This is a genomic window from Cupriavidus sp. 8B (genome assembly GCF_054589115.1).
In genome coordinates this window covers 17,318-43,552 of the sequence record NZ_BAAILO010000005.1, presented here as the reverse complement: position 1 = coordinate 43,552, position 26,235 = coordinate 17,318, and the positions used below count along the sequence as shown (strand labels likewise).

Sequence of the window (26,235 nt, the reverse complement as noted above, 5' to 3'; positions counted from 1 at the left end):
TTCACCGCCCGGATCCGACGCGGCGAGGGCGATGTTGAAGGCAAAGGGCCTGGAGCCAGACTGAATGCGACGTGCCCCCTATCCGGGGCGCTGCTCAAAGACGCCCCTGGCAACCGGTATGGCGGAAAACACGTTTGGCCACCCGGCATAAAAGGCGAGGTGCGTGAGCACCTCGGAGGCCTGCGCCTTCGTCAGGCCGTTATCCATTGCCCGATTGAGGTGATAGGGGATCTGTGCAACCTGCCCGGCCGCAATGAGCGCGCTGACGGTGACCAGGCTCCGGTCCCTGGGCGCCAGTGCCGGGCGTAGCCACAGATCGTGAAACAGCACATCGCCGGTGTACGCCGCAAGCCCGGGCGCCACGGGGGCCACATCCTGCTCGACACGCGCGGCACGCAGCTTCTCCGCCGCTTCGTCAATCGGCAGCAGCCCAGCCGAGGCCGCAGGCAACTGGTCGATCCCGATCCCTCGCTTGCCAAAGACATCTTTTGCCACCGCCACCGCGGACATCGCATTCGCCCACCCGCAATAGAAGGCGAGATGCGTGATGATCTCGGAAATCTCGCCGGGCTTCACGCCATGGTCGAGAGCGAAGTTGACGTGGTACGGCATCTCGATCGTCTGGTTGCGGGCAATCAAGGCCGCGAGCGTGACCATGCTGCGGTCGCGCGGCGACAACTCGGGGCGCTTCCACAGATCCCCAAGCAGGGTGCCTTGTGTGTACCGTTCCAGCGCCGGCGCCACCATGCGCACATCCTCCAGCGAAAAGGCTGGCTGCAGCGTTCCCGAGTCCGGCATGCGCCGGTCCGACTGCGCGCAGGCAGAAGCCATCGAGGACAAGATCACCGCTGACACAGCAACATGTTTCATCGATATTTCCCTTTGCAACGCTTGTGGATCCAGTGCGCGCCTCAGCGCCCCTAGCTGCCGTATTGTTCGTCGCTGACCTTCTCCAGCCAGTCAACGTTGCTGCCGTCAAGCCATTCCTGAATCGCAATATGCGACATCCCCGTGGTTGCCGTAGCACCATGCCAGTGCTTGACGCCCGGCGGAATCCATACGATGTCGCCCGGCCTGATCTCCTGCTTCTCGCCGCCCGTTTGCTGCACCCAGCCCACGCCGCTGGCGACGATCAAGGTTTGGCCCAGCGGGTGGGTGTGCCAGGCGGAGCGCGCTCCCGGCTCGAACGTAACCAGTCCGGCGGATGCCCGCGAAGCCCCCTTAGGCTGGAACAGCGGGTCCAGGCGCGCGGAGCCCGTGAAATACTGAGATGGCACCTTGGTGGAAGGTTGTGCACCGTTACGCGTGATGGCGATCGACCGTGCATCGTGGCCCGGGGGCTGCGAGCGCGTGGCCGATGCAGCGGGTGCTACCTCGTTTGCACAGGCGCAAGCCGAGGCCGGCATGGCAAGCGAAGCTGCCAGGGTGAGGAGCCGCATCATCCGAGTCTCTCCGCGTGGATGTGGCATTGGGGGAAGAAGCCCGTTACCGAAGCCTGCTGCCGCAGTGCGGGGCATCGATGCTTGTCACGCAAGCCAACGTGCACCCTGCAAATCTAACCATCGCGCCGGCGTGTGACTAGACGCTAGAATCCGCAAACACCTATGAGATGGGTTCATCAATGCCGCGCGAAAACTTTAACGACCTGCTTGCCTTCATTGCCGTCGCGCGCGAGCGCAGCTTCACCCGCGCGGCTGCGCAGCTGGGGGTGTCGCAATCCGCGTTGAGCCACACGGTCCGCGCGCTCGAGACCAGGCTTGGCCTGCGGCTCCTGACCCGCACCACGCGCAGCGTTTCCCCGACCGAGGCCGGGGAGCGCCTTCTGCAGACGGTGGCCCCCCGCTTCGAGGAGATCGAAGCCGAGCTGACAGCGGTGACCGAGCTTGGGGATAAACCCACGGGCACCATTCGCATCACGGCCACCGACTACGCCACCAAGACCATCCTGTGGCCCAGGCTGTCCAAGGTGCTTCGGAAGTATCCTGAGATCAAGGTGGAAATCATCACGGATTACGGGCTCTCCGATATCGTTGCGGATCGCTATGACATCGGTGTGCGCAACGGCGATCAGGTGGCAAAGGACATGATCGCGGTGCGCATCGCGCCCGATATGCGCATGGCCATCGTTGGCTCGCCTGCCTATCTGGAAGAGCGGCCGGCGCCAAAGACGCCACAGGACCTGACCACGCACAACTGCATTAACCTGCGTCTGCCGACGCTTGGTGGCTTCTACGCATGGGAGTTGAAGAAAGGCAAGCGTGAAGTGCAGGTGCGGGTAGAGGGCCAGCTTGCCTTCAACGGTACGTATCAGATGCTGGATGCCGCGTTATCCGGGTATGGTCTTGCGTACGTCCCCGCGGATCTGGCGCAGGCACACGTCGCGGCAGGACGTCTCGTCTGGATACTTGAAGACTGGTGTCCCACGTTTCCGGGCCTGCACGCTTACTACGCCAGCCGGCGGCAATCCTCGCGAGCGATGGCACTCGTCATCGATGCGCTTCGCTACCGTACGTAGCGTACCTGGCGTACGTAATGTACGTGGGCGGCGCCGGCATTCATGAGTCCACTTCATAAAGGCTTGCGGCTTTCCGGGCTTTTTCGATAGACGGTACGTCCCTATCATCTCACCTGACTAAACGCTCAAGGCGAGGCAGGGATGGACCACTCTTTCGAAGGCAAGGTCGCGCTTGTCACCGGCGCCGGCTCTGGCATGGGCCGGGCCACTGCGCAGGCATTCGCGCAAGCTGGCGCGGCTGTCGTCCTGGCCGATGTGAACGAAGCGTCGGCCCGGCTGGCAGCCGCCCAACTCGTCGCAGCAGGCCACGAAGCCATTGCCGTGCAATGCGACGTGGCCGATGAGGCGCAAGTCAAGGCAATGGTCGATCTGACCGTGTCCACCTTCGGCCGCCTGGATGCGGCGTTCAACAACGCGGGCGTAAATAGCCCTGTCGCGGAAACCGCCGATGCAAGCGGCGAAGAATTCGATCGCGTGAACGCGATCAATCTGCGCGGCGTCTGGAACTGCATGAAGTACGAGTTGCGCCACATGCGGGAGCAGGCAAGCGGTGCGATCGTCAACTGCTCGTCGCTCGGCGGGCTGGTGGGCATTGCCGGCCGCGCGGTCTATCACGCATCCAAGCATGGCGTGCTTGGAATGACCAAGAGCGCGGCGCTCGAGTATGCCGCCAGGGGCATCCGCATCAACGCGGTGTGCCCGGGGATCATCGACACGCCGATGGTCGCGGGCATGCTGGCCAGCGAACCCGAAGCCATGAAGGAACTGATGAAGGAGCAGCCGATCGGGCGGCTGGGCCGGCCGGAGGAGATCGCCTGCGCGGTGCTCTGGCTTTGCAGCCCCGGCGCCAGTTTCGTCATCGGACACGCGCTCGCGGTCGATGGCGGCTACACGGTGCGATAAGAGTTTGTAGCCTGATAAACCGCAGGCACTGCCTGCGCGGAGAAGTAGGATGGATTACCGATATCTGGGGCGCAGCGCCCTGAAGGTTTCGCCCTTGTGCCTGGGCGCAATGATGTTCGGCGGGGAGACCGATGAGGTCACCTCGAAGCGCACCATCGACAAAGCGTTCGACCAGGGCATCAATTTCATCGATACCGCCGACGTCTACCACGGCGGCCGTTCGGAAGAGATTGTCGGGCGTGCCATCGCCGAGCGCCGCGACAACTGGGTGGTGGCGACCAAGTTCGGGTATCCGACGTCGCAGGGGCCGAACGAGCAGGGGCAATCGCGCAAGTGGATTGTCCAGTCGGTGGAAGCCAGTCTCAAGCGTCTTGGCACCGACTATATCGACATCCTGTACTTCCACCGCGCCTTGGTCGATGCGCCGCTGGAAGAAGGCGTGCGTGCCATTGGCGATCTGATCCGCCAGGGCAAGATCCGATACTTCGGCATATCGAACTTCCGCGGGTGGCACATCGCCGAGATCGTGCGTCTCGCTGATCAACTGGGCATCGACAGGCCGGTCGCAAGTGAGCCGCTCTACAACCTGGTCGACCGCACCGCGGAGGTCGAGCAATTGCCCGCGGCCGCACACTACGGTGTCGGCGTCGTTTCGTATAGCCCGCTGGCCCGGGGCGTGCTGACCGGGAAATATGCCGCGGATGCCGCGCCGCCGGCCGACTCGCGCGCAGGCCGCGGCGACAAGCGCATCCAGCAAACGGAATGGCGGCCGGAGTCCCTGGCGATCGCGCAAAAGCTCGCTGCCCACGCCGCGGCGCGTGGCACGACCTCGATCGCCTTCGCCTTGGCCTGGGTGCTCAGGAACCGGCTCGTCAGCGCCACCATCGCAGGGCCTCGGACCGAGGCGCATTGGGATAGCTACATCGAAGCCCTGAAGCTGCAGCTCGGCCCGGACGACGAGAAGTTCGTCGACAACCTGGTTGCTCCCGGCCACGCGTCAACGCCGGGCTACACGGATCCCGGATATCCGATCGAAGGTCGTCGCGCCGTTTGAGGCCGACGTTGCTTAAGGAGATTGATCATGCAAAAACGCAAGCTTGGAAACAGTGGCCTCGAAGTGTCGGCGATCGGCCTGGGCTGCATGGGCTTGAGCTTTGGTTACGGCCCGGCCACCGAGACATCCGAAGGCATCAAGCTGATTCGGGCTGCATTCGAGCGAGATGTCACGTTCTTCGACAGCGCCGAGGCCTATGGCCCGTTTGTCAACGAGGCGCTCCTCGGCGAGGCGCTTGCGCCGTTTCGCGACCAAGTGGTGATCGCTACCAAGTTTGGCTTCAAGGACGGTAACTCGGCCAACGGCCTGGACAGCAGGCCAGAGCGCATCCGCGCGGTTGCCGAGGCTTCGCTCAAGCGCCTGAAGACCGATCGCATTGACCTGTTCTACCAGCATCGCATCGATCCGGCCGTGCCGGTAGAGGACGTGGCTGGCACCGTCAAGGATCTGATCCGGGAAGGCAAGGTCAAGCACTTCGGGATGTCCGAAGCGGGAGCGCAGTCGATCCGCCGTGCCCACGCCGTGCAGCCGGTGGCAGCGCTGCAGAGCGAGTATTCGCTGTGGTGGCGCGAGCCAGAGGAGACGGTGCTGCCGACCCTCGAGGAACTGGGCATCGGCTTCGTGCCGTTCAGTCCGCTGGGCAAGGGCTTCCTGACCGGCGCGATCGACGCGAACACCTCGTTCGACAAGACCGATTTCCGTAATGTCGTGCCGCGCTTCTCCGAGGAGAACCGCAAGGCCAATGCAGCCCTGGTCGAGGTGCTCGGCAAGATCGCCGACGGCAAGGGCGCCACCCGGGCGCAGGTTGCGCTCGCCTGGCTGCTTGCGCAGAAGCCGTGGATCGTGCCGATTCCGGGCACCACCAAGCTGCATCGGCTGGAAGAGAACGTCGGCGCGGCCGCGCTCGACCTGTCGGCTGACGACCTGTTGGCCATCGAAGCCGCACTTCGGCAAATCACGGTTGTGGGCGATCGCTACCCTGCCCACCTGCAGCAGCGCGTCGACCGCTAACCTACCTGCTTTCCTGTGGCACCAGCCTGCCGGTCCCCGACGCTCGGGCACCGGCAGGTTGCCGTTCGCCTGGAAAACGTCTTGAGCCATTTCGATGAACGATCAACCCTCTGCCGGGCCGGGAGCGTTGCCCGGCGATGCAACCCAAGGCGCAATGTCGCCCGGCACCAGCGCTGCCGTACGGCAGGCCGCGAACGTGCACAGCCTGCGGATCCTGGCAATCCTGAGCACCTTGATGGCCTTTGCCTTGATCTCGACGGACCTGTACCTGCCTGCGTTGCCCACGATGGCCGTGGCGCTGCGCGCGGATGCCGGTACTGTCGAGCTGATGATTTCCGGGTATCTGATCGGCTTCAGCCTGGGCCAGCTTCTGTGGGGGCCTGTCGGTGACCGGCACGGTCGCCGCTTGCCGATCTCCATCGGGCTGGTCCTGTTCATCATCGGTTCAGCCGGCTGCGCGCTGTCGAGTTGAGGCACCGGCTTCCTGGTTGGCAAATTCCGCACAGTCGAGACGGCGCGACGCACGCGCACTGCGTGGCCTGCCGGCCCGCCACTACCGCCCTTACAGTGCGCTGCGACTGTGCAGTCGGAACTCGATCGGCGAGATCGACATCCGTTTTCGAAATATCTTGGCCAATCGGTCGCCGTTGCTCAAGCCACTGCGGCGCGCGATCTTGTCGACCGGTAATTCGGTTTCGGCGAGCAGGCGGCTCGCCATATCGAGCCGTATGCGCAGCAGGTAATCGGAGGGGAGAATGCCCATCGCTAGCTTAAAGCAGCGCAGGAAGTGGCGCTCGCTCATGGCGGCAATCCGGGCAGCATCGGCAACAGAGATCGAGCGTTCGCAGTTCTCGTGCAGCCAGCGCGCCGCCTTGCGCATCTTGTCGCCTACGCTGAGGGACTCGTTTCGCCCCGGGAGCAGTTCGGCGCTCCAGGTCGGAGCCAGGCGTTCAGCTACGACGCGCGCGACGTCATGCCCCAGATCATTCTTGATGATCGCCAGCGCGCTCTTCAACGACTTGCCGTGGCTAGCGGGCTCGCCGGGTGAAGACATTGCGCGAGCACGGGCGCGCTGCGGCTCTTCATGATTCTGGAGAATGCCCGCGGCGGCCAGCAAGGCGTGGCCGTCGGCGCTCTCCATGAGGGCGGCGGTCTTGGGGTAGACGGCGCCGAGCCAGCAATGCAGACGCTCGTCGCCAGCGGCGTTGTGCGCCTTCACCCCGCCGGCGATGAAGAGGACATCGAAGCCGATGTCGTGGCGGGCATCCAGTTCATCGGTCCAAACCAGGACGGACGAAGAACAGGCGATGTTGCCGCCGTGTGAGGACAGGAAGCGAACGTCGTAGAAGCAATCATCGCCTGCGCCTGATCGGGATATCTTGTTGGCAGCGTGGAAGATTTCCGCGACAAGTCCTGCGCCGAGCAGCGAGAACCCATCGAACACCAGAATGCCGATTCGCCGCGCACTGCGCCTGCCAAGGTGGTCGGATGCTTGCAGGAAATCTGTGTTTTCGTCTTCTAGGCGGACATAGGGCATGCACCCTCCAACGTTGCTGTTGTGCGATCGAAGTGCGCGGCACGATTGCGCAGCGCGGAACGGGAAGATGATGAGGACATAGCCGAAGCAGATCGCTGGTCAGCGACTCTTGCTGATAGCGTTGAGAACTTCGCGGCCGCGGCTGGTCAGGGATAGGCGCACCCGGCCTTCTGATAGCAGCTCCAACCGGACGAATTTCCGGTTGACCAAGACATCTAAGTCGGTGGGGTTCAGTTCAAGGCAGTCCTGAGTGCTATCGACGTGCATCAATGCGGCGATTTCATGAGGACTCAACATCTTCGTCTCCTGCCAAGGGGCTGAGTTTGTGTGAGGGACGCGCCGGGGGCGCACACGGCTATCGGCGTTTCTTCGCGCCTCTGACAGGCCGACGTTTGGGGCCCGATAGCAGGTCGCTCCAAAAGCCATAGACTTGCTTGGTCGCTTCCTTCCTGACTGCGGTTGACTGACGCCGGCCCTCGGCAGCAACACGGCCGCGAGCTGCGCCTGCTACGGAATTGGCGCTGCTCAGCCAGATGCTCATGAAGGGATTCTTCTTGGTCCAGGGATTTTTCATCGCTGCGCCTTCGGTTGTGAAACTGCGCTGATGTGACGTTGGGTCAGGCACAAAGACAAAGACCGCGCTCCACGCCAGTGCAGGATGAGCGCTGGCTTCGGCAGCCAGAAAAAAAGGAGCCAGCAACTACCAGAAAGCTGCGGCCCCTGAAGCCTCGGAAAAAGGCCTCGGAAAAAGGCCTCGGAAAAAGCAGGGAATTACGCTGCAAGCGCCAGGAGTTCTTCCTTTAGCGTTGCCATTCTCGTGGCCACCTCGCGGAGGTCAACATTTTGCTTGATGACGGCCTCGAACATCTCCCCCTCTTCCTCCTCTACATGATGTCCCACGTACTCCGTGAGGACCTTGTAAGTCGCTTCCAGGCGGTCGCTATCTGCGGCTCTTCTTATTGCCGCGATGAGGTCCTTGGCCACGCCATGTTCCACTTTCGCCTCGTTGAGGAGGTCATCGAGGTCGTCGGAAACGCCCCGGAGCGCTGGATAGAAAATCTCCTCCTCGATCCGGGCGTGCATTGCGAGCTGATTGCAGGTTTCACCGGCAATCGATTCCTTATTGGATTTGCTCTGCTCAAACGACTTGAAGAGCTTCTTGACGGCGCGGTGGTCATCCATCAGTGCGCCCAGCGCTTGGCGCTGGCCTGCCGGAATCTTCGACTTGTCCATGTTGTTGCCTCGGTCTTGAAAGCGCCGAACTGCAGGATGCGGGTAAGCGCCGGCAAAGAGGTGCACGTTCCATGCCACTTCGCACCGCTTCCATCAGCAAGATACCTCCGGTCAATTCCCAGGCGGGCTCCATCCGGTCGCCCGGCGACACGAGCAGGTAAACGATTCGCAGGCGCATAACCGCTGGTAAGGCAGGGCGGTCAAGATGGCCATCGTCTTGTAAGAAATGCCGCACTGCGCAAGCTTGTCGGATCGGTTGACCAAAATCGTCCGAGTGACTCAGGCAGCAGGCGACTCGGCCAATAGTTGAGCAAGGACGGCATGCTCCACCGGCTTGACGAGGTGCGCGTTGAAGCCGGCTTCACGGGACTTCTGCCGATCTTCGTCATGACCCCAACCGGTCATGGCTACCAACACCATGTGCTTGCCCCACGGCTGCGCGCGAATCTGGCGAGCCGCGTCATAACCGCTGATGACCGGTAGGCCGATATCGAGCAGCACCACGTCCGGCCGTAGCGCCGCCGCTCTCTCCACTGCCTCATCGCCATCAAAGGCTGTGTGCGCCTCGTGGCCGGTCAGCCTCAGCAATATGGCGAGAGATTCCGCCGAATCCTTGTTGTCATCGACAACCAGGATGCGGCGCGGCGCGGTAGTTGCCTGTTCGCCGATGGCCGGTACCGTCGCCTGCTTCGGCGGCGCTCCGACCCTGATTGGCAGGCGCACGATGAATTCGCTGCCTTGCCCAATGCCGCCACTGCAGGCTTGCACCGTGCCCCTGTGCAGTTCCACCAGGCTCTTTACCAGCGTCAGGCCGAGGCCAAGACCGCTCTGCCGGCGCTCCAGTGACGTATCGGCTTGCATGAACATGTCAAAGATGGTGAGCAGCGTGTCGCTGGCGATGCCGATGCCGTTGTCGCGTACCCGGACAACGGCCTCCTCGCCATCTTGCTCGACCGTGAGCCAGATCTGGCCGCCGTTGGAAGTGAACTTGCAGGCATTGCTTAGAAGATTGGCCACGACTTCCACTAGTCTGGCGGCATCCGCATCAAGGTACAGGGGCAGCGCCGGCAGCGCGACGATCAGTTTGTGCTTCGCATGTTCGATGGCGGGGCGGCAGGCCTCCACCGCATGATTGACAACCGATGCCAGTTCGACGGCTTCGGTGCGGAGCTCGAACTTGCCGCGGCTGATGCGGCTCACATCCAGCAAGTCGTCAACGAGGCGCACTATCTGCGAGATTTGACGCTGCAGCATCTCGGTGACTGGTCTCACCTTTTGCTCATCGCCCCCTGCTCGTCGCAGAATCTCCACCGCGTTACGGATCGGCGCGAGAGGGTTGCGTAGTTCGTGGGCCAGTTGCGCCAGAAACTCGCTCCTGCGGCGGTCGGCGTCCATCAATGCCTGTTCGGCGTGCCTGCGCTCGGCAATTTCCGCCTCCAGGCGCTGGTTGGCCAGCCGAACCTGATATGCCGCCGAGGCGAATGTTGCCAGGCTCTCGAGCAGTCGCTTGTCTTCACGATCGAACTTGCGCGTCTCATCATGCGCGACAGCCCAGACAGTGCCGACAGCTTGACCATCGACATGAAAGGGAACCAATAGTCCTTCAACCAGCAAGGGACGAACGTCTGCGAACTGGGTGTAATAGCGATGGGGATGGGCGAATAGCAACGCGGCGTCTAGATCGAGCACAGTGCCGCAGGGGCCAAAGTCACGCGGCGTGGTCGTGTTCCAGACGAGCGGCGCCCATTGTCCGGCGACAGCGTACCAGCGGAAATGATTTCCTTTCGGGTTCAGTCCGCCAGGGGGCCCAGCTTCTTCCAAGAGGCTGATGCCCGCGGAGTGTGCCCTGCACAAGTCCAGCGCGATATCCACCAGCCTTTGCAGAACACTACCCGGCGAGTGGGTCAACTCCTGCACCAGGGCGAGGAGCGCCTGGTTTTCGGCCTGGTATTCGGGCGCCCGCGACGGCCGCCTCCCTAGTTCCTCGGTACACAACACCGACTCCAGCGGTACTGGGGCTTGAATCGCACTATAGATGTCCACGGGTATCACCTCGCAATGCGCTTCTTGATCCTCGGCAGGGCCACCATGCAGTCGTGCGTGCCAGCGCTGGTGTCAAGGCAAGGCCAACCCTTTCCAACACTGCGGACGTCGCTTGGCACTATCATAAATAGTCTAGTCCATCACACACCGTGCCTTCTGGAGCAGGGCACCAAAGGGGCGGGAGCCTGGCCTGGGACCGGAGATTCTGTACTACCACCATGCCCCGCAGGTGGTCAATGGCGTCGGGAGAGGTCTATGACCCAAGTGTTCTATCGCGGATTCCCTTCGCACGAGCGCACGGTCTTCAGCGTCGTGTGCCGGCGGTACGGCTTTATTGCGGACGACTTTGACGTGAGCGCGATCGAAGGCGTTGGCGCAGGTGCCGAGCGAACGCCGCGGATAGTGACTGTTGAATTGAAAACCACGAGGATGAGCATGCAGTATGCGGGGGATGCAGGTAATTTTTGGCCCGCGGAGTTCGAGCATGATCTGTCGAGCGATATATTCGGCCCAGCACCGGACTGACGTTTCGTGAAATCGAGATGATCTTTGTGGTATGACTTAAGAATCGCACAAACGCACCCGGTTCTAAACCGAAAATCACAACCTCCGCCTGTTTATCCGGTACCCACTCTGTGAGTGATACATCCCTAGCAATTCCGGACACCTCATCCCCCTCCTTTCCAATAGTTGGCATTGGCGCATCCGCAGGGGGCCTTGAGGCGATTTCCGAACTCCTCGTGGCGATGTCCGCTGCGGGCGGCGCGGCGTTTCTGGTGGTGCAGCATCTCGATCCCTCCCGGCATAGTCTTTTGCCCGAGATCCTCTCCTCGCACACGGATATGGTGGTCCTGGAGGGGAGCGAGGGGATGTCGATCGACGCGGGCCACGTGTACGTCATTCCGCCGAACGCCCGCATGCTGGTGGACCAACGACGCATTCGCCTCCTGCCGCGAGAAGCCGCGCTGGGTCCGCCTATGCCCGTAGATGACTTGTTTGATTCGCTGGCCACAGACCAGGGGGCGCACGCCATCGGCGTAGTCCTGTCAGGCAGCGGATCGGATGGAGCACTTGGCCTGCGTGCGATCCAGCGCGAGGGTGGCATCACATTCGCGCAGGATGAGCAATCCGCAAGATTCGCAAGCATGCCGAATGCGGCCATTGGCACCGGTTGTGTCGATTTCGTCATGTCCCCACGGCAGATCGCGGAAGAGATCAAGCGAATCGCGGATAAGCCGCACGTCTCGTCGGGGAGCGATCTTGACGACAGCCGGCCGGAGCATCCTGCCGGCCGTGGGTTGCGACACGTGTTCCGGCTGCTTTACAACGCTTGCGGCATCGACTTCACCCACTACAAGCGCGGCACGGTGGAGCGCAGGCTGTCGCGACGAATGGCGCTGCGGCAGATTTCCTCGCTGGCGGACTACAGTCAGGTACTGGAATCCGATCCGTCCGAGTCACTAGCACTCGGACGGGATCTCCTGATCCGCGTGACCGAGTTCTTCCGCGATCCTGACGCATTCGAGGCACTGGTCCAGACCGTGTTCCCGCGTATCCTGGGTGAGCGAAACGCAAACGTACCCATACGGATATGGGTCCCGGGCTGCGCAAGCGGCGAGGAGGTGTATTCCGTCGCCATGTGTCTTGTTGAGTATCTGGGAGAGCGCGTCGCCAGCACCCCCATTCAGATCTTCGGGACCGACGTGAGCCTGGACGCCCTGGAGACCGCGCGGGCGGGACGCTATATCGAGAACATCGCTCGCAACGTCAGCGCCGAGCGCCTGAAGCGCTTTTTTGTGCGCGACGGCGATCACTACCGGATCGACAAGTCACTGCGCGATCTCTGCACCTTCGCGCGCCATAACATTGCCGCCGATCCGCCGTTCTCCCGCATGGATCTGGTGAGTTGCCGCAACCTGCTGATTTACCTTGACCCGGTCCTGCAGCGCAATGTGATTCCGGTATTTCACTATGCGCTGCGCGCCGAAGGCGTGCTGATGCTAGGCCCATCGGAGACGGTAGGCGCGTTCTCCGAGTATTTTGGTGTCCTGGAGAACAAGCGCGCCAGGCTGTATATCAGGAAGCCGCGCCCGGATCGCCTGCGCAGCGGCGTATCTAGCGGGGTCGCCACGCCGGAGTCGTCCGAGGGCGTGGCGCAGATGACAGCCGACAAGCGGGAACCCACAAGCGGGGCGCGGCTGCGCCAGGAGGCAGACCGCAAGGCGCTGGCGCGCTACGCGCCCCCGTCCGTCCTGTGCGACGAGGACCTGAATATCGTCGAGTATCGCGGGGACACGAGCGCGTGGCTCGTCAATCCCGACGGGCCGCCGAGCAGCAATCTCCAGCGGCTCGCCAAGCCTGAAGTGTTCCTGGCGGTGACTGAAGCGGTCAAGCAGGTCCTTCAGGAAGGCGTAGCAGTTCGAAAGTCGGGTTTGGACGCAGCCGGGGGCACGGCATCGGAGACCAGCCTGGAAGTGCATCCCGTGCAAATCGCCGGTACTGACGGAAAATGGTTTCTGGTTTTCTTCGGAGATGTGCAGTCGCGATCTGCCCTCATGCCTGCTGCCGCGCCCGGACCGTTCAAGGCCTGGATGCTAGAGGCCTTGCAAAAGGGCATTGGCCAGAAGGCTGTGCATTCCCCTGGTGACAAAGACGGGCAGATCGCGCGGCTCACCGCAGAGCTCAATGCCACTCGGGAGCGGCTTCGGGCGACACTCGAGGAGCATGAAAGCGCGCGGGAGGAACTGAAGTCGAGCGAGGAGGAACTGCTATCCAGCAATGAGGAGTTTCGCAGCACGAACGAAGAGCTGGAGACTGCGAAGGAGGAGCTCCAGTCCATCAACGAAGAGCTTTCCACCACCAACGACGAATTGCGCTACCGCGTGCGCGAACTCAAGGCACTGCATGAAGAGATGACCCGGGCGCGGGACTATGCCGAGGCCATCATCGAGACCATTGCAGATCCGGTTGTGGTGCTGGACGCCGAACTGCGCATCGTGCGGGCGAACTCCGCCTTGTACCAGACCTTTTCAACCACGGCCGAGACGACGGTCGGCATGCGGTTCTACGCGATTGGCGATGGGCAATGGGATATCCCCGCCTTGCGCGAATTGCTCGAGGACATTCTTCCGCAGCGGCGCGTCGTTCGCGACTATCAGATCACGCATTTGTTTCCGCGCGTCGGGGTGCGCACGATGCGCGTGAACGCGCTGCGCATTGCCTGGCCGGCGCAGGCGCTCATTCTGCTCACCATTCAGGACGTCACGCAACAGCGCGACGATATGGCACGGCTTGAGGATGCCGATCGGCAGAAGGATGAATTTCTCGCCATGCTGGCCCACGAACTGCGCAATCCCCTGGCGGCGATTCGCAATGGTTTCCAGATCTGGAAAAGCGGCGTCGCCGATGAGGCGACCATCAAATCGGCACAAGCGGCAGTCCACCGGCAACTTGAGCACGAAATCGGGCTCGTGGACGATCTGCTGGATGTTTCGCGAATCACTCGCGGCATCATTTCACTCAGGTCCCGGCTTGTCGATCTCGGGGTCGCCGTGCGGCACGCCGCTGAGTCGCTGCGCGCAAATGCCGCGGCGCGCCAGCATCGGCTGACGCTCTCGATACCGGACGAACCGCTGGTCGTGAACGGCGACGTCATGCGGCTTGAGCAGATCGTGAATAACCTGCTGGGCAATGCGATCAAGTACACACCTGCGCAGGGCGAGGTTCAACTTGTTCTGGAGCGGCAAGGCGAAGAGGCTGTGCTGACCGTCATCGATAGCGGCATCGGTATGGAGGCCGCGTTCATTCCCAACATTTTCCGGATCTTCGTGCAGGCGGAGCCATCGCTTGACCGGCGCTCCGCTGGTCTCGGGCTTGGCCTGGCGCTGGTCAAGCGCCTGGTCGAGTTGCACCAGGGCTCCGTGCGGGCTTCGAGCGAAGGCCGGGGCCGGGGCAGCAAGTTCGTTGTGCGGCTTCCGGTGCTGCCCCAGGGAACGCCGGCAGATCCACCATCGGAAGGCGATCGAGGCGATACGGTCGAGGTGCCATCCCAACGCATCCTGGTGGTCGACGACAACGCAGACGGGGCGCAAAGCAGCGCGGCGCTGCTCAGCCTTTATGGGCACGAGGTACAAGTCGCGGAAGACGGAGAGACGGCACTAAGCTACTTGCGAAGTTTTCGGCCCGACGTGGTACTGCTCGATATCGGGTTGCCTGGTATGGATGGCTACGAGGTTGCGCATCGGATCCGCTCGATGCCGGAACACCGGCATGTGCTATTGGTCGCCCTCAGCGGATATGGACAGGCGGAGCACCGGCATCGGTCACGCGACGCGGGTTTCGACCACTATCTTGTCAAGCCCGCGGATCTCCGCGAATTGAACACGTTTATCGCTTCGTGGCGCCACAGCCGCGAAGAGGGAAGCGCTCCCTCGCGGAGTTCTCCGCCGGCCTCCTAGTGTCCCGTTCCGCTGATTCGTTCGTAAAGTCTGTTGAGCTTGGAGCAGGAATTGTAGGTTGGGGGAAGTGTGCGATGTGGATTGCTTGTGGCCCGCTGACGCGGGGGTGTCTCTGGTGGGCGGTGTTTTGATGCTTCTAGCTGCTGTCGCGGCTGTACGGTGTTGGCCGTTTTAGAACGTGTGAGATGTCACTTTTCTTTACTCGTAAAGAAAAGTAACCAAAAGAAAGCGATCCTTGCAGGAGGCTGGCGTGGCGTCATTGGGGACCCCAATGGTTTCGTCGTACGGCCCCGGGTTCTAATGACCTCGTGCCGTTACCAGTTTAGATCATCACGACGCTGCCAGTGCCCAGGGTTTCGTGGTGGCCCCCACCGGTAGCCACCACCACGAATTTCAAGCCGTCTGTCGCTCGCGGCGCGGGCGGCCACGAAGTGGCAAGCGTCCCGTTTCCGTCGTGGGCGCGGTGGCACCGAAAAAAATAATTCCGCGGAGATTACCACCGCGCCCACCCCACCACGAAACCATCACGGCGTGATATATCGTGGTGCTTCGCACTGGTACCGGCAGATGGATGAATGAGCAGGGATGCCGCTACCGAGCAGTCTTACCACGAAACCAGCGTCATCCGCAGTATCGTGGTCATTCAAACCGGTAACGGCACGAGTCCATTAAAACCCGGGGCCCGACGACGAAACCACCGGGCTACGTAACCCCAATAAGCCAGCCTCCTGCAAGGATCGCTTTCTTTTCTTTACGAGTAAAGAAAAGTGACATCTCACACGTTCTAAAACGGCAACACCGTACAGCCGCGACAGCAGCTAGAAGCGCCAAAACACGTCCAGTCCATCAACCATCAAAGCCGCCCAGCCGCCCAGCCGCGCAAGCAGCCAGAAGCATCAAAACCCCGCCCTAAAGAGACACCCCCGCGTCAGCGGGCTGTCCTGTTCCCAAAACGATGCGTGCCCGCGCAACCAGCGACGCCGGGATACTCCGCGAACGCGCCATCGAGGCAAGTTGAGACCGATCGTCTTCGCTCAACACCAGATCCAGCTTCGGTCGTCCCATTGGCATGTTGGCATCTCCCGTTCGTCAACGCTCCTGGCGTGGGCTCCTGTGTCACCACATGAAGCTTGCGCGCGTCCCGTACGGTACTCGCTGCGCCCGGAAAAGCGGGCGGCCCGACACTCTGCTGTTCAGGAGGGGTTAACCGTAGGCAATGTGGATACTCAATGTGGATATTTCTACCGAACTTGCAGGAATGACCTGCCTGCGCGGGGCGGTGAGCGTTCTCCGAAACCTCGGCCACGTTGCTCTCGGCCGGTTCAATCACGAGAATCATGCTTGGCATGAATCGTGCGGAAGTGAGTCGCAGAGTTACGTGTCTGCCCACGTCGTTTCCTGAACCGGAGTCCACCATGACATCACATCTCCTCGACGGCCCGGAGCAACTGACGGACGCCGATTCGACCGCTTCGGGCGTCGCGTGGGGCGCTGTTCTAGCCGGCGCAAGCGCTGCGGCAGCACTCTCGCTGATACTCCTCGTTCTGGGAGTCGGTCTCGGGCTTTCGGCTGCCTCCCCCTGGGCTGGCTTTGGTGCCAGCGCGAACACACTGGGTGCCTCAACCATAGCGTGGCTCGCATTTACTCAACTTGCCGCCTCCGGCATCGGCGGCTATCTGGCAGGCAGTCTGCGCGTGAAATGGGCCTCTGTGCATACGGACGAAGTCTATTTTCGGGATACGGCGCATGGTTTCCTGGCATGGGCAGTCGCTTCCCTGGCTACGGCGGCGTTCCTCACTACAGCGATCGGCTCCATCCTGGTTGGGTCGACCGCGCCCGTGGCGGCGGGCATCCAGGCGAGCGCGCGATCACCAGCGGTCGCCTTGCCCGACTCGTCGCAGCAGCGCGCCGCTTCCACCGGCTACTTCGGGGATATGCTGTGGCGCTCCGACCAGCCCTCAACAACCAATGCCGAAGCGGCACCACGTGCCGAAATGACTGCCATGTTCCTGCACGATGTTCGATCGGGAGGGCTAACCCCGGAGGACAAGGCGTACGCGACCAGGCAGGTGGCGCGATGGACCGGTTTGAGCGAGACAGACGCTGAGAAACGCGTAACAGACACGTATAGCCGGCTCGACAAAGCCATCAAGACCGAAGAAGCCGCTGCTGCGCAGCGGGCAGACATGGCGCGCAAGGCCGCCGCTCATGCAAGTCTGTGGTTCTTCGTAGCACTGCTTTGCGGTGCATTCTTTGCCAGTCTCTGCGCAACCTTTGGCGGCGCCCGGCGTGACCATATCGCCGTCTCGCAACGCGCAATGCGCGAACCTGCAGTCAGACCTGTTTAGGAGTACACGATGCGCTCGCTTCTTCTTCTCATGCTTGGGGTGCCAATTCCGATCATCATCCTGATCGCGCTATTTGTGCACTAGTTTTCTTTGACAGCCGACAACCAGGGCAATCAAGATGAGCAAAGACGCGTTACCGGATATCAAGTGGCTCTCCGACGTGGAGGAGCAGGACTATCCTGCCGCTGAGTCCTACCTGACCATCCTCCACAGCCGGGATAAGGTGAGCAAGATGATGGCTAAGTTCAGAGCCGCCCCGGTCGTGAAATTCAAGACCGTGGACATTTTCAGAGCCTGCGAACTTCCATTGAAGAGCGCCAGCAATGCACAGGTCAAGACTGAGAGAAAAAAGATCTCTAAGGGCGAAAGCCTCTCCCCGATTCTTCTTCTGAGAGATGAGATGCATGGCAAGGTCGTGATCGCGGATGGCTACCACCGTATGTGTGCCGTCTATGAAGTTGACGAGGAGGCGGTCATTCCGTGCAAGATAATTTGAATGGGGCGTTTCCCTATTTATTCGGTCCGAGTGCCACGACCTATAGTTCCTTGCCGGGCGGCGGCATCACGGCTGATGCCGAGCACTAGATCGCCTTCCGTCCCGGCTTCTTCCCGTCTCCAAACTTGCCAGCTCGCCGCTGGCTGGCATCGTCGGCCGCTTCGGCGGCGCTGAGACCATGATCGGCAGGCGCACAATGAACTCGCTGCCCTGACCAGTGCCGCCCCTGCAGGCTTGCACGGTGCCGCCGTGCAGTTCCACCAGGCTTTGTGCCAGCGTCCGGCCGGACGACATACGGACGCCATACGGACGCCATACGGACGTGATACGGACGTGATACGGACGCCGCGTATGGGACTGCGGGGCCACCCCTGCGGAGCGCCTGTATCCGTGATATTGTGGCCTTTCATCCTCATCTAAGGCTGCGCTAAGTTCTCCAGAGTATGATAAACAAAGGCCGGGTGCTGAGGATCTTCCCGGCTCCACGCTCCAAACGCAAGCCTGACGGTGTCACTAACCGGAAAAAGCGAGACCAGGCATGACGTCGCGTATCCCCATACTGATGTATCACCAGATCGAGGCGCCGCCGCCGCGAGGCACACCAATGCGTGGCCTCGTTGTCGCGCCACGCGCCTTTGCGTGGCAGATGCGAATGCTCAGATTGCTGGGCTTCCAAGGGCTCGCCTTAAGGGATCTGTTGCCTTACCTGCGGGGCGAACGGGCCGGCAGGGTCGTTGGCATTACGCTGGATGACGGCTATCGCAACAATCTGCAGCACGCGCTACCGGTATTGCTGCGTTGCAACTTCACCGCAACTTGCTATGCGGTCAGCAGCTTGGCCGGACACACCAACCGCTGGGACGCCGAGATCGGCGTGCCAGAAAAGCCACTGATGACGGTCGCTGAACTGCGCGAGTGGAGCCGCGCAGGGATGGAGGTGGGCGCCCATACGCGTACCCACGTCGACCTGACATCGGTGAACAGCGTGGTCGCTCGCGACCAGATCGAAGGTTCCAGGCACGACCTGGAGGCGGCGCTGGGCGTGCAGGTTCGACACTTCTGCTATCCCTTCGGGCGGTTCGACAACGTCACTGCGGATCTCGTGCGCGAGGCTGGTTTCCACACCGCTGTGACCACGAACCGCGGCCGCGCCGTTGCCGGCCGTAACCTGTTCGAGCTTCCAAGGGTGCCGGTCTCGCGTTCCACGCATCCAGGCCAATTCTTGCAGAAACTTGTCACCGCCTATGAAGACCGCCGAGGCATGGAGTCAAAGGACCATGATTCATGCTGAAGCAAGCGTTGAACTCCACGCTGACCCCTACGCGGCCTCGTCCAGCTCGCGGCTATGCGTGCTTGTCCTTAACTCCCGTTTCGACGGGGGCGGGATAGATTCGCATACGCTTTCCCTCTGCAAGGCCCTGGAACTACAAGGTTGCGAGGTAACGCTGGCAATTCCTGCTGCTGCCCGGTGGAGGGCCGCGGCCAAAGGCATGCCGGGCATCAAGGTCCGGATCCTGGCCGCCAACCGCATCCTTTGGCCCGCTATCCTGGCGCAATATATCCGGGAAGAGCGGGTGCATGTCATCCACGCGCACCACGGGCGTGATTATTGGGTGGCAATCATGGCATGGATGCTATCGGGCCGCACCGCGGTGGTCGTTGTGACGCGCCATCTGATGACTCGGATCAAGGAAAGAACGCGTCGATATCTTGCCGCGTACTCCAGCGTGATCGCGGTATCCGACGCGGTGCGGGCATCCCTGCTGCTTGTAGATCCTGACCGCACGCTGAAGCTCAGGCGTATCTATTGCGGGATCGACACCGAGCACTTTCGCGCCGTTGCCATGCAGCGTTATCGGATTCGGGTTGCCCTGGGACTGCCGCAGGATGCATGGATATACGCACTCTTCGGAGGAGCGGGACGACCTGACGGCAAAGGACAGTTCTACTTCATCCAAGCCGCAGCACAGGTTCTTGCGCGATGTCCGAAGTCCCATTTCTTGTGCGTCGGCGATGGCGAACTGATCCCGCAATTGCGCCAGCAGGCGGATGCCTTGGGCCTGTCCGGACGCATGCACTTCCGCCCGTTCGAGTACGACATCTCTACGCTGATGCAGGGAATCGATGTGCTGGTGCATCCGCCCGTTGGCACCGAAGCGCTGGGCCTGGTCATCCTCGAGGCAATGAGCTGCGGCAAACCGGTGATTGCCACAGCCGTGGACGGTATCCCGGAGACCTTCGTCGATGGTGAACACGGCATTCTGGTGCCACCGCGCGATGCCGGTGCTTTGGCCGAGGCGATGGCCCGGCTTGCCGTGGACCCGGTCGGCGCGGCGCAGATGGGACGCCGCGGGCGTCGCTGGGTGAAGGCGAATTTCTCGCTGACAAACCTTGGGCGCGAAACGGTTGAGTTATATCGTGAGTGCCTAAGGGCGGCGGGGCGTGGGCGAGGAACCTGAGGCGGCTCGTGACGGGCGAGGCCCGAGCAGCCAGGTTGCCCCGTACAAGGCGCTCGGCGACGGGGGATCAGAGCCCGGCGATGGCGCCTTGACAGAGAGCATCGGCCAAGACCTCACACGGAACCTCACACGGTACCGGTGATTCCGCCATTTTCAACGCGCACCCGTTGGCCCACCCCCACATCGGGCTGCTGATGGTAGGTGACGACACGGCTTGAGCCGTCTTCCATGCGCACGCGTACCTGGTATTCGGTGTCACTGCGCACACGCTGCTCGACCATGTTGCCGGCGACCCCGCCGCCAAGGGCGCCCAGGACAGTTGCCACCGTTCGGCCGTTGCCCCCACCGATCTGGTGCCCGAGCAGGCCGCCAGCCACCGCGCCACCCACCGCGCCCAGCCCGCTGGCCTGGCCCTGCTGTGTGATGGGCGTGATGGATTCGACCGTGCCCACGTTACTGTTGATGGCTACATGCTGTTGCCAGCCAGGCGAGGCGGCACGCTCGGCATGGGCGGCATGGGAAACCGTACGGATGCGCGGGCGGGCGACGGCCGGGGCTGCCGGTTGCATCGTGCCGTAAGCGGGCGCCATGCCGGATGCCATCGCAGCCGGGAGGGCCTGCGGTGCCAAAGGCGTCACGTCGTTGCCGTGAACCGTAGGCAGGAGCCCCGTCATCGCGGCCACACCGATCAGGCTTGCGACGATGACGGCGCCCGCTGCGGTGGCGATCAGCGGATGCAGGCGATTGGGTTGTTGGCTCGTGTTTTCCATTTCGACCTCAGTGAAGTTACTGCGCTGTTCGGCTTGCGAGGCAGCAATGCAGCCCTGCAAAAAGACGAAGAGACCAAGCTTGCCTTTCGGCTAGCCTGCCTCTTCGCAAAGCTCCCGCACCCGAGCCGTTGTCACCATGGCCTTTCGGCCGGGCAACGTACCCTCCCGTCCATCGGGCAGGAGCTATTTATTGCTTCTTGGTCTTATCCACTTTGGCACTGGCTGCGGCCTTGTCGGCGTCGGCTTGTGCATCGACCTTCGCCTTGTCTGCCTTGGCCTGCGCCTTGTCTGCATCATTGCTTGCCTCGACCTTCGTCTTGTGGGCCTTTGCTTGCGCGACGTTCTTGTCCTTGCTTGCCTTCATTTGCGCCTTGGTCGCCTTGTCGGGGGCGCCCTTGGTCGACACGGCCTTCGCGTTGTCCACCTGAGCCTCAGCGGCTGCCTTGTTAGCATCGGCCTGGGCTCCCACCTTCTCCTTGTTGGCGCTGGCCTGCGCCTTGGCCGCATCGCTCTGCGCCTCCACCTTCTTCTTGTCGGCCTTTGCCTGTGCGACGTTCTTTTCCTTGTCGGCCTTTGCCTGGCTCTTGGTCGGCTCGGATTGCGGATGGGCCGCGGAAGCAGGAACACCAGTCTGTGCGAAGACGGTGGTGACGAGCGCGGCGGACGCGAGAGCAGCGAAAAGTTTTTTCATGGCTAGAACTCCTTGAGAATGAATCAACGGCTCGGCGATACGCCGCGCTTATGAGCAAGAACGGTATCCTCGGAGCTGCCGTTGACCCTCAAGTCGTGACAATCCGTAAGTTCTGCAACCGGGATGCGAGCATTGACGATTCTGGCTTCCGCCAATGCGGCATAGGCCGCTTCTTGTCATAGCTCGCGCATCCGTTGCACCGCGGGGATATGCGTCTGCCTGAGCGCGGCCGTCACGGCTAACACCACCGAGGCCAAGGCCACGGCGACCAGCGCACCCAGGTAGAGCCACGGCGCACTCAGAAACTCGGGAGGGGGATCGAACACGCCCGTCAACAGCTTGACCAGCATCCAGGCAAGCGCAAAGCCGGTCAGTGTTCCGATGCTGGTCCCCGCTACAAAGAGCAGGAGCGCCTCGCTCCAGAGAAATGCGCCAAGCTGCGCAGGTGTCGCACCAAGGGCAGACAGAATCGCGAAGGTGCGCCGCCGGTCGGCCAGGCCCAGGGCGAGAACAAGGCCGGTTGCGCCGGCCACCATGAGAACGGCGAAACCGAGTTCCAGCCGCGTCAGCCCGGCGAGGTCCACCGCCGTGAGGCTGGATCCGATGACGCGTCGAGCCTGGTCAACGTCGGTCACCTTGACCCCCGGTAACGCGGCGACGACGGCCCGTGCAGCCATCGCAACTTGCGCGGGAGTGGGCGTCTTCAATAACACCAGCTCGGCCGCATCGGCGTGGGTTTTCTGGGCGACGTAACGCGCATTGGCCACCAGGAAGGAATCGCGAGGCGCGGTTGGAAACTCCCGGGCGACGCCAATGAAGTGGAAGGGCACGACGTGATATTGATGATCCTTTGCGCTCTGCATCCGCAAGTTGATCTGATCGCCGAGATGCAGCTGGAAATCCTTGACGGTTTCTTCCGACACTAGGATACCGTCGGGGGTTCGCGCGAGGAGATCGAGCGTGCCTTTCGCATTCCCACCCTCGAAGAACGCATTGGACATTCTCGTCGCTTCGCCAATGCGCGCGGCGTCTATCCCGTATAGGTCCTGCAGGTCCGTGCCGACGTAGGCAAACCGGTGCTGCATCGCCTGCGCAGCGCTCACGCCGGGCAGGGCAGCGAGCTCCTGCAGCCTGGTTGATGCGGGCGTCTGCGAGGTACCGGTGACCGTCACGTCGGCACCGTTCGTGAGTTCTGCGTCAATGCGCGCCTGCGCGTTGTAGGTGGTGTTGAAGACGGCGGTCGACGTCGCGAAAGCGAAAGCCAGTGCCACCAAGGCGATGCCCTGCGTCATTCGCCTGCGTTGACGGCACAGAGCAGCGGCAACGACGCCTGCCAGCGACCCGGCCAGGGGAGCCAGCCACTTGGCCAAGCGTTCACGGCCCCGATCCAGGCCGGCGAGGCTCAACCTGACCGTCAGCAGTCCAAGGCCCAGCCACAGCAGAACCGGTGCGAGAAAGGCCGTGTAATCGACCGAGGAGGAAGGGGTGCCCTCGGGGGCCAGCACAACTTGATAGCCGGTGCGCCAGGTGCTCCAGAAGATGATGGCGGACAGGGCAAGGAGTATGAAATCGAAGCCGCCACGCTGCCACAGCCGGCGGCGCTCAAGGCCGATCGCCATGCGCGCGGCCGCGACGGTGGTCTGGCTGGCATCGATCCATGCCATCGCGAGCATGGCGGCTGGGGCAAGGAGAAGTCCCACCCCGGCGGCAGCCGCGATCCAGCCGATGGCCGCAGTGGCGAAGATCCCGGCATCGAGCTGAGCCTCGGACAGGAGTGTGGCAAGGAACAGTCCGGCGGTGGTGCCGCCAACGCCGACGCACGCCGCTTCGACTGCCGCCAGCTTGAGGATTTGCGCGCGCGAGGCTCCACGAATCCGCAACAGCGCCTGATCGCGCCTGCGCCGGCCTGCGCCCGATGCCACCACCGCCACGGTCAGAAAGGCCGCCAGGATCGCCCCCGGCGCGCCGAGGAACAGAAACAGAACGCTGGCGTAAAGCGCGTCACTGCGGACCGCGTCAAGGCGCGCCGCCAGATTGTCGGCCATGATCCCATTGCCCGCGATGCGCGCCTCGAGATTCCGTGCCGCGCCGTGCACCGCTGCAAAGGCTGCCTGCGGATCGCCAGGAAGCCGGTCATGCAAGAGCCTGACATGCAATTGAGTACGGACCGAATCCGGCCTGATCGCCGCCTGCGGGTCAAAGACGCGGTGCCACTCGTTGATGGGCATCAGCAGGACGTTATCCGGCGGTGCTTGCGGTGCCACCCCAGCCGGAACGCCGACAGGCTGCAACATCGAATCGGCATGCGGCAGGTCGACAATCCCGGCGACCCTGATGTCGGCCGGCGCCAGGCCGGCCCGATGGATGGTCACCGTGTCGCCGACCGTCACGTGCAAGTTGGCCGCCGTTTGCTGTGCAACCAGGACGCCATCCGGGCTGCCGAGCAACATGCGGAACTGCGCCGGCGCATCGCGGAAATAGGCCGCAGGCAGGCCAAGCACGTTGCCCTTGCCGGTGGTCTGCACGGTAGCGCCGGTATGGGCGTCGAAGCCGTCTACATCGGCATAGCCGACCGGTTGCAACAGCGAAACCGGCGTTGTCTCGCCGATGGCTGCGGCAAGCTCCTGGACGGTCGTCCCAGGGACCAGTTGCACCTGCCAGTCAACCGGCACGCCTGCGATCGCACGCCGGGTCATGGAAGCGGTGCTCTGCGCCAGGAATGCGCCAAGCGAGGCCAACAACGCCACGGTGAGCGCAACGCCCGCTGCAGCGCCCGCCAGGCGGCCCTTGCGCTCCTCAATCAGCCCAAAAAGCCAGAGCGCGATCATACGCACCCTGCCGTGCTGCCCGTGCTGCCCGTGCTACTCAGCGTGCCGTGCTGCATGTGCCAGATCGTATCCATGCGCGCGGCGACCGCCGGATCATGGGTGGCAACGACGAGCGCCGTTGCAGTACCGCTCAGATGGGCAAGCAAGGCATCGAGCAAGGCACGGCCGGTCGGCTGATCAAGCTGGCCGGTCGGTTCGTCGGCCAGGATCACGCTTGGCTTGCCGGCTATCGCCCGCGCCATGGCGACACATTGCATCTGCCCGCCGGAAAGCGCCTCGGGCAGTTTGCTGGCCAGATCCGCAAGGCCAAAGGTGGCGAGCGCATCCGCCACCGCGCTGCCGATGTCGCCTTGCACTTTGGCCATCAGCAGCGGCAGGGCGACGTTCTCACTGACCGTCAACGGCTCCAGCAAGCTCGGCGTCTGGAATACCAGCGAGATCTTCCCCGGCAGGAGGGTTCCGGCAGCGCCTAGCGCGGGCCATCGGAGCATGCCGCTCGTTGGCACGTCGAGTCCGGCCATGAGGTGGATCAAGGTGGACTTGCCGCTTCCGGACCTGCCCACAAGCGCGACCCGGTCTTTCCCGCACAGGCGGAACGTCGCCGAGACGACCGCGGCGATGGATGCTCCGCCTTGCTGGTAGCGCCGGCAAACCGATTGGGCCTCGATCAGGGTGTCAGGCATCGGCGATACGCCCATCCCGCATGCCGAGTAGACGATCGGCGTGTGCCGCCAGCGCCGTGCTATGCGTTGCGATCAAGACCGCGACCCCTGCGCGGCATCGCTCCAGCAAGTGGGTCAGGACCACGGCCTCGGTGGTCGCGTCCACTTCCGCGGTAGGCTCGTCCGCCAGCAGTACCCTGGGGTGCGACGACAAGGCAACCGCCAGCCCCGCGCGCGCCGCTTCACCGCCCGACAGTTGCGAGGGGTGCGCCCGGCGTTGCCCGGTAAGGTCCATCGTCTCCAGCAGGAGATCGACCCTGCGCGGATCCGACTGTTTCGACAGTGACATCGCGAGCCGCATGTTGGCCTCCACCGTCAGGTGTTCAAACAGGTTTCCCGCTTGCATCAGGATGCCGATGTGCCGCGCCCGCAACGCGGCGCGCACGGCTTCGGGCCGCCGCGACATACGGCACCCCATGACCTCCACATGCCCGCCATCCGGTTCGTCGAGCCCGGCGAGGCAGGCCAGAAGCGTGGACTTTCCGCTGCCCGACGGCCCCATCAGGGCGACCAGTTCCCCCGCGTGGAGTCGCAGCGAGACGCCGCGCAATGCCGCCGTCTCGGCGTCGCCGCCATGGTAGAAACGATAGAGTTCAAACGCCTCCAACGGCCGCGGTTCAGCGCCACTGGAATGAATTTGACATGAGATTCCATTGGTCGGCATTGTCGGCTCCGAGCGGCGCAGCGAGGTCGAGGGTGGCTAACTTGCCGCTGCGGTAGATCAGGTAGCGACGGCTCTCCAGGCGCAACGACTTGTTCGTGACCGGGCTCGGCTCGGAGTTCGAGCTGTACACGATCAAGAGCGCCGGACCGGATCGAAGCGCCACGTTCCTGATGGCCTCGATCTTGACCGCGCGCCCGGCCTTGAGCAGGTTCGCGGCCTCGTGATCGGCGGCTGGCGCCGCGGTAGCGGTGGCCACGGCGATGGAAACTGCGTTGTATTTGTCCGCAAAGGCTGTTCCATCGCGGCGATCCGTGCGCGCCCAACCCTCCGGCACCCTGAGCGAGAAGCCCAACGGCGACGTATAGGTCACGAAGACCTGGTTGTCGGGGATGTCGCCTGGTGGATTCTTCTCGGGTACGGCCGGTCGTTCCGTGGCCATGGCTGGGGCGCATACCGTTGGCGTGTTGCCGATCAAGGTTGCCCACATCACGGCGGCCATGGCAG

The 26,235-nt window shown here is 62.8% G+C and carries 22 protein-coding genes and 1 pseudogene; 11 read left to right on the top strand and 12 right to left on the bottom strand.

Annotated elements, in window-relative coordinates; all coding sequences use genetic code 11:
- Nucleotides 1-78: 78 nt before the first annotated feature.
- Both ACYP5B_RS00450 and ACYP5B_RS00445 read right to left on the bottom strand, forming a co-directional pair.
- Nucleotides 79-747 (bottom strand): carboxymuconolactone decarboxylase family protein, encoded by a 669-nt coding sequence (locus tag ACYP5B_RS00450; RefSeq protein WP_459568130.1) that lies wholly within the window; start codon nt 745-747, stop codon nt 79-81.
- Between the two features lie 173 nt (nt 748-920).
- On the bottom strand, nt 921-1,406 hold the full coding sequence (locus tag ACYP5B_RS00445; RefSeq protein WP_400102495.1) for a (R)-mandelonitrile lyase: 486 nt from the start codon (nt 1,404-1,406) through the stop codon (nt 921-923).
- Nucleotides 1,407-1,621: 215 nt separating this feature from the next.
- On the opposite strand from ACYP5B_RS00445, the gene ACYP5B_RS00440 reads away from it, so the two are divergent.
- The 5 genes and pseudogenes from ACYP5B_RS00440 to ACYP5B_RS00420 all read left to right on the top strand — a co-directional run.
- Complete coding sequence (locus ACYP5B_RS00440) at nt 1,622-2,515, top strand: LysR family transcriptional regulator (protein WP_459568129.1); 894 nt, start codon at nt 1,622-1,624, stop codon at nt 2,513-2,515.
- Between the two features lie 141 nt (nt 2,516-2,656).
- A complete protein-coding gene (locus tag ACYP5B_RS00435; RefSeq protein ID WP_318236867.1) occupies nt 2,657-3,418 on the top strand; it encodes a glucose 1-dehydrogenase in 762 nt (253 codons plus the stop codon).
- Between the two features lie 49 nt (nt 3,419-3,467).
- A complete protein-coding gene (locus ACYP5B_RS00430; protein WP_459568128.1) occupies nt 3,468-4,472 on the top strand; it encodes an aldo/keto reductase in 1,005 nt (334 codons plus the stop codon).
- 27 nt (nt 4,473-4,499) lie between these two features.
- The gene (locus ACYP5B_RS00425; RefSeq protein WP_459568127.1) at nt 4,500-5,483 is read left to right on the top strand and encodes an aldo/keto reductase; all 984 of its coding nucleotides are present in this window, start codon (nt 4,500-4,502) and stop codon (nt 5,481-5,483) included.
- Between the two features lie 154 nt (nt 5,484-5,637).
- Nucleotides 5,638-5,952: pseudogene (locus tag ACYP5B_RS00420) on the top strand (MFS transporter); the annotation flags it as partial.
- A gap of 93 nt (nt 5,953-6,045) precedes the next feature.
- On the opposite strand, the gene ACYP5B_RS00415 reads toward ACYP5B_RS00420, so the two are convergent.
- From ACYP5B_RS00415 to ACYP5B_RS00400, 4 genes are all read right to left on the bottom strand, one after another.
- Nucleotides 6,046-7,020 (bottom strand): GlxA family transcriptional regulator, encoded by a 975-nt coding sequence (locus ACYP5B_RS00415; RefSeq protein ID WP_459568126.1) that lies wholly within the window; start codon nt 7,018-7,020, stop codon nt 6,046-6,048.
- A 99-nt stretch (nt 7,021-7,119) separates the two neighbouring features.
- Nucleotides 7,120-7,317 (bottom strand): hypothetical protein, encoded by a 198-nt coding sequence (locus tag ACYP5B_RS00410; protein ID WP_267604207.1) that lies wholly within the window; start codon nt 7,315-7,317, stop codon nt 7,120-7,122.
- Nucleotides 7,318-7,791: 474 nt separating this feature from the next.
- Entirely contained in the window at nt 7,792-8,253 is a 462-nt protein-coding gene (locus ACYP5B_RS00405) for a hemerythrin domain-containing protein (RefSeq protein ID WP_400102493.1), read from the bottom strand.
- 279 nt (nt 8,254-8,532) lie between these two features.
- On the bottom strand, nt 8,533-10,296 hold the full coding sequence (locus tag ACYP5B_RS00400; RefSeq protein ID WP_459568125.1) for a hybrid sensor histidine kinase/response regulator: 1,764 nt from the start codon (nt 10,294-10,296) through the stop codon (nt 8,533-8,535).
- Nucleotides 10,297-10,551: 255 nt separating this feature from the next.
- Here ACYP5B_RS00400 and ACYP5B_RS00395 point away from each other — a divergent pair, with 255 nt between their 5' ends.
- From ACYP5B_RS00395 to ACYP5B_RS00370, 6 genes are all read left to right on the top strand, one after another.
- Nucleotides 10,552-10,821 (top strand): hypothetical protein, encoded by a 270-nt coding sequence (locus ACYP5B_RS00395; RefSeq protein WP_400103899.1) that lies wholly within the window; start codon nt 10,552-10,554, stop codon nt 10,819-10,821.
- Between the two features lie 110 nt (nt 10,822-10,931).
- A complete protein-coding gene (locus ACYP5B_RS00390; RefSeq protein ID WP_459568124.1) occupies nt 10,932-14,753 on the top strand; it encodes a chemotaxis protein CheB in 3,822 nt (1,273 codons plus the stop codon).
- 1,415 nt (nt 14,754-16,168) lie between these two features.
- Nucleotides 16,169-17,101, top strand: coding sequence for a hypothetical protein (locus ACYP5B_RS00385; RefSeq protein WP_459568123.1), 933 nt, complete (start codon nt 16,169-16,171; stop codon nt 17,099-17,101).
- A 118-nt stretch (nt 17,102-17,219) separates the two neighbouring features.
- Complete coding sequence (locus ACYP5B_RS00380; protein WP_318237432.1) at nt 17,220-17,597, top strand: hypothetical protein; 378 nt, start codon at nt 17,220-17,222, stop codon at nt 17,595-17,597.
- Between the two features lie 538 nt (nt 17,598-18,135).
- On the top strand, nt 18,136-18,888 hold the full coding sequence (locus tag ACYP5B_RS00375) for a polysaccharide deacetylase family protein (protein ID WP_459568122.1): 753 nt from the start codon (nt 18,136-18,138) through the stop codon (nt 18,886-18,888).
- Complete coding sequence (locus tag ACYP5B_RS00370; protein WP_459568121.1) at nt 18,875-20,056, top strand: glycosyltransferase family 4 protein; 1,182 nt, start codon at nt 18,875-18,877, stop codon at nt 20,054-20,056. Before ACYP5B_RS00375 ends, ACYP5B_RS00370 begins: the two co-directional genes overlap by 14 nt.
- Before the next feature lie 125 nt (nt 20,057-20,181).
- Here the strand turns inward: ACYP5B_RS00370 and ACYP5B_RS00365 are convergent, their stop codons facing one another.
- The 6 genes from ACYP5B_RS00365 to ACYP5B_RS00340 form a co-directional block, all read right to left on the bottom strand.
- Nucleotides 20,182-20,826 (bottom strand): glycine zipper 2TM domain-containing protein, encoded by a 645-nt coding sequence (locus ACYP5B_RS00365; protein ID WP_459568120.1) that lies wholly within the window; start codon nt 20,824-20,826, stop codon nt 20,182-20,184.
- A 187-nt stretch (nt 20,827-21,013) separates the two neighbouring features.
- On the bottom strand, nt 21,014-21,544 hold the full coding sequence (locus tag ACYP5B_RS00360; protein ID WP_459568119.1) for a hypothetical protein: 531 nt from the start codon (nt 21,542-21,544) through the stop codon (nt 21,014-21,016).
- A gap of 149 nt (nt 21,545-21,693) precedes the next feature.
- The gene (locus tag ACYP5B_RS00355) at nt 21,694-24,345 is read right to left on the bottom strand and encodes an FtsX-like permease family protein (RefSeq protein WP_400100134.1); all 2,652 of its coding nucleotides are present in this window, start codon (nt 24,343-24,345) and stop codon (nt 21,694-21,696) included.
- Entirely contained in the window at nt 24,342-25,028 is a 687-nt protein-coding gene (locus ACYP5B_RS00350; protein WP_459568118.1) for an ABC transporter ATP-binding protein, read from the bottom strand. Before ACYP5B_RS00350 ends, ACYP5B_RS00355 begins: the two co-directional genes overlap by 4 nt.
- Complete coding sequence (locus ACYP5B_RS00345) at nt 25,021-25,731, bottom strand: ABC transporter ATP-binding protein (protein ID WP_267604193.1); 711 nt, start codon at nt 25,729-25,731, stop codon at nt 25,021-25,023. Before ACYP5B_RS00345 ends, ACYP5B_RS00350 begins: the two co-directional genes overlap by 8 nt.
- A complete protein-coding gene (locus tag ACYP5B_RS00340; RefSeq protein WP_459568117.1) occupies nt 25,685-26,230 on the bottom strand; it encodes a hypothetical protein in 546 nt (181 codons plus the stop codon). The genes ACYP5B_RS00345 and ACYP5B_RS00340 overlap by 47 nt, the downstream gene beginning before the upstream one ends.
- Nucleotides 26,231-26,235: the final 5 nt, after the last annotated feature.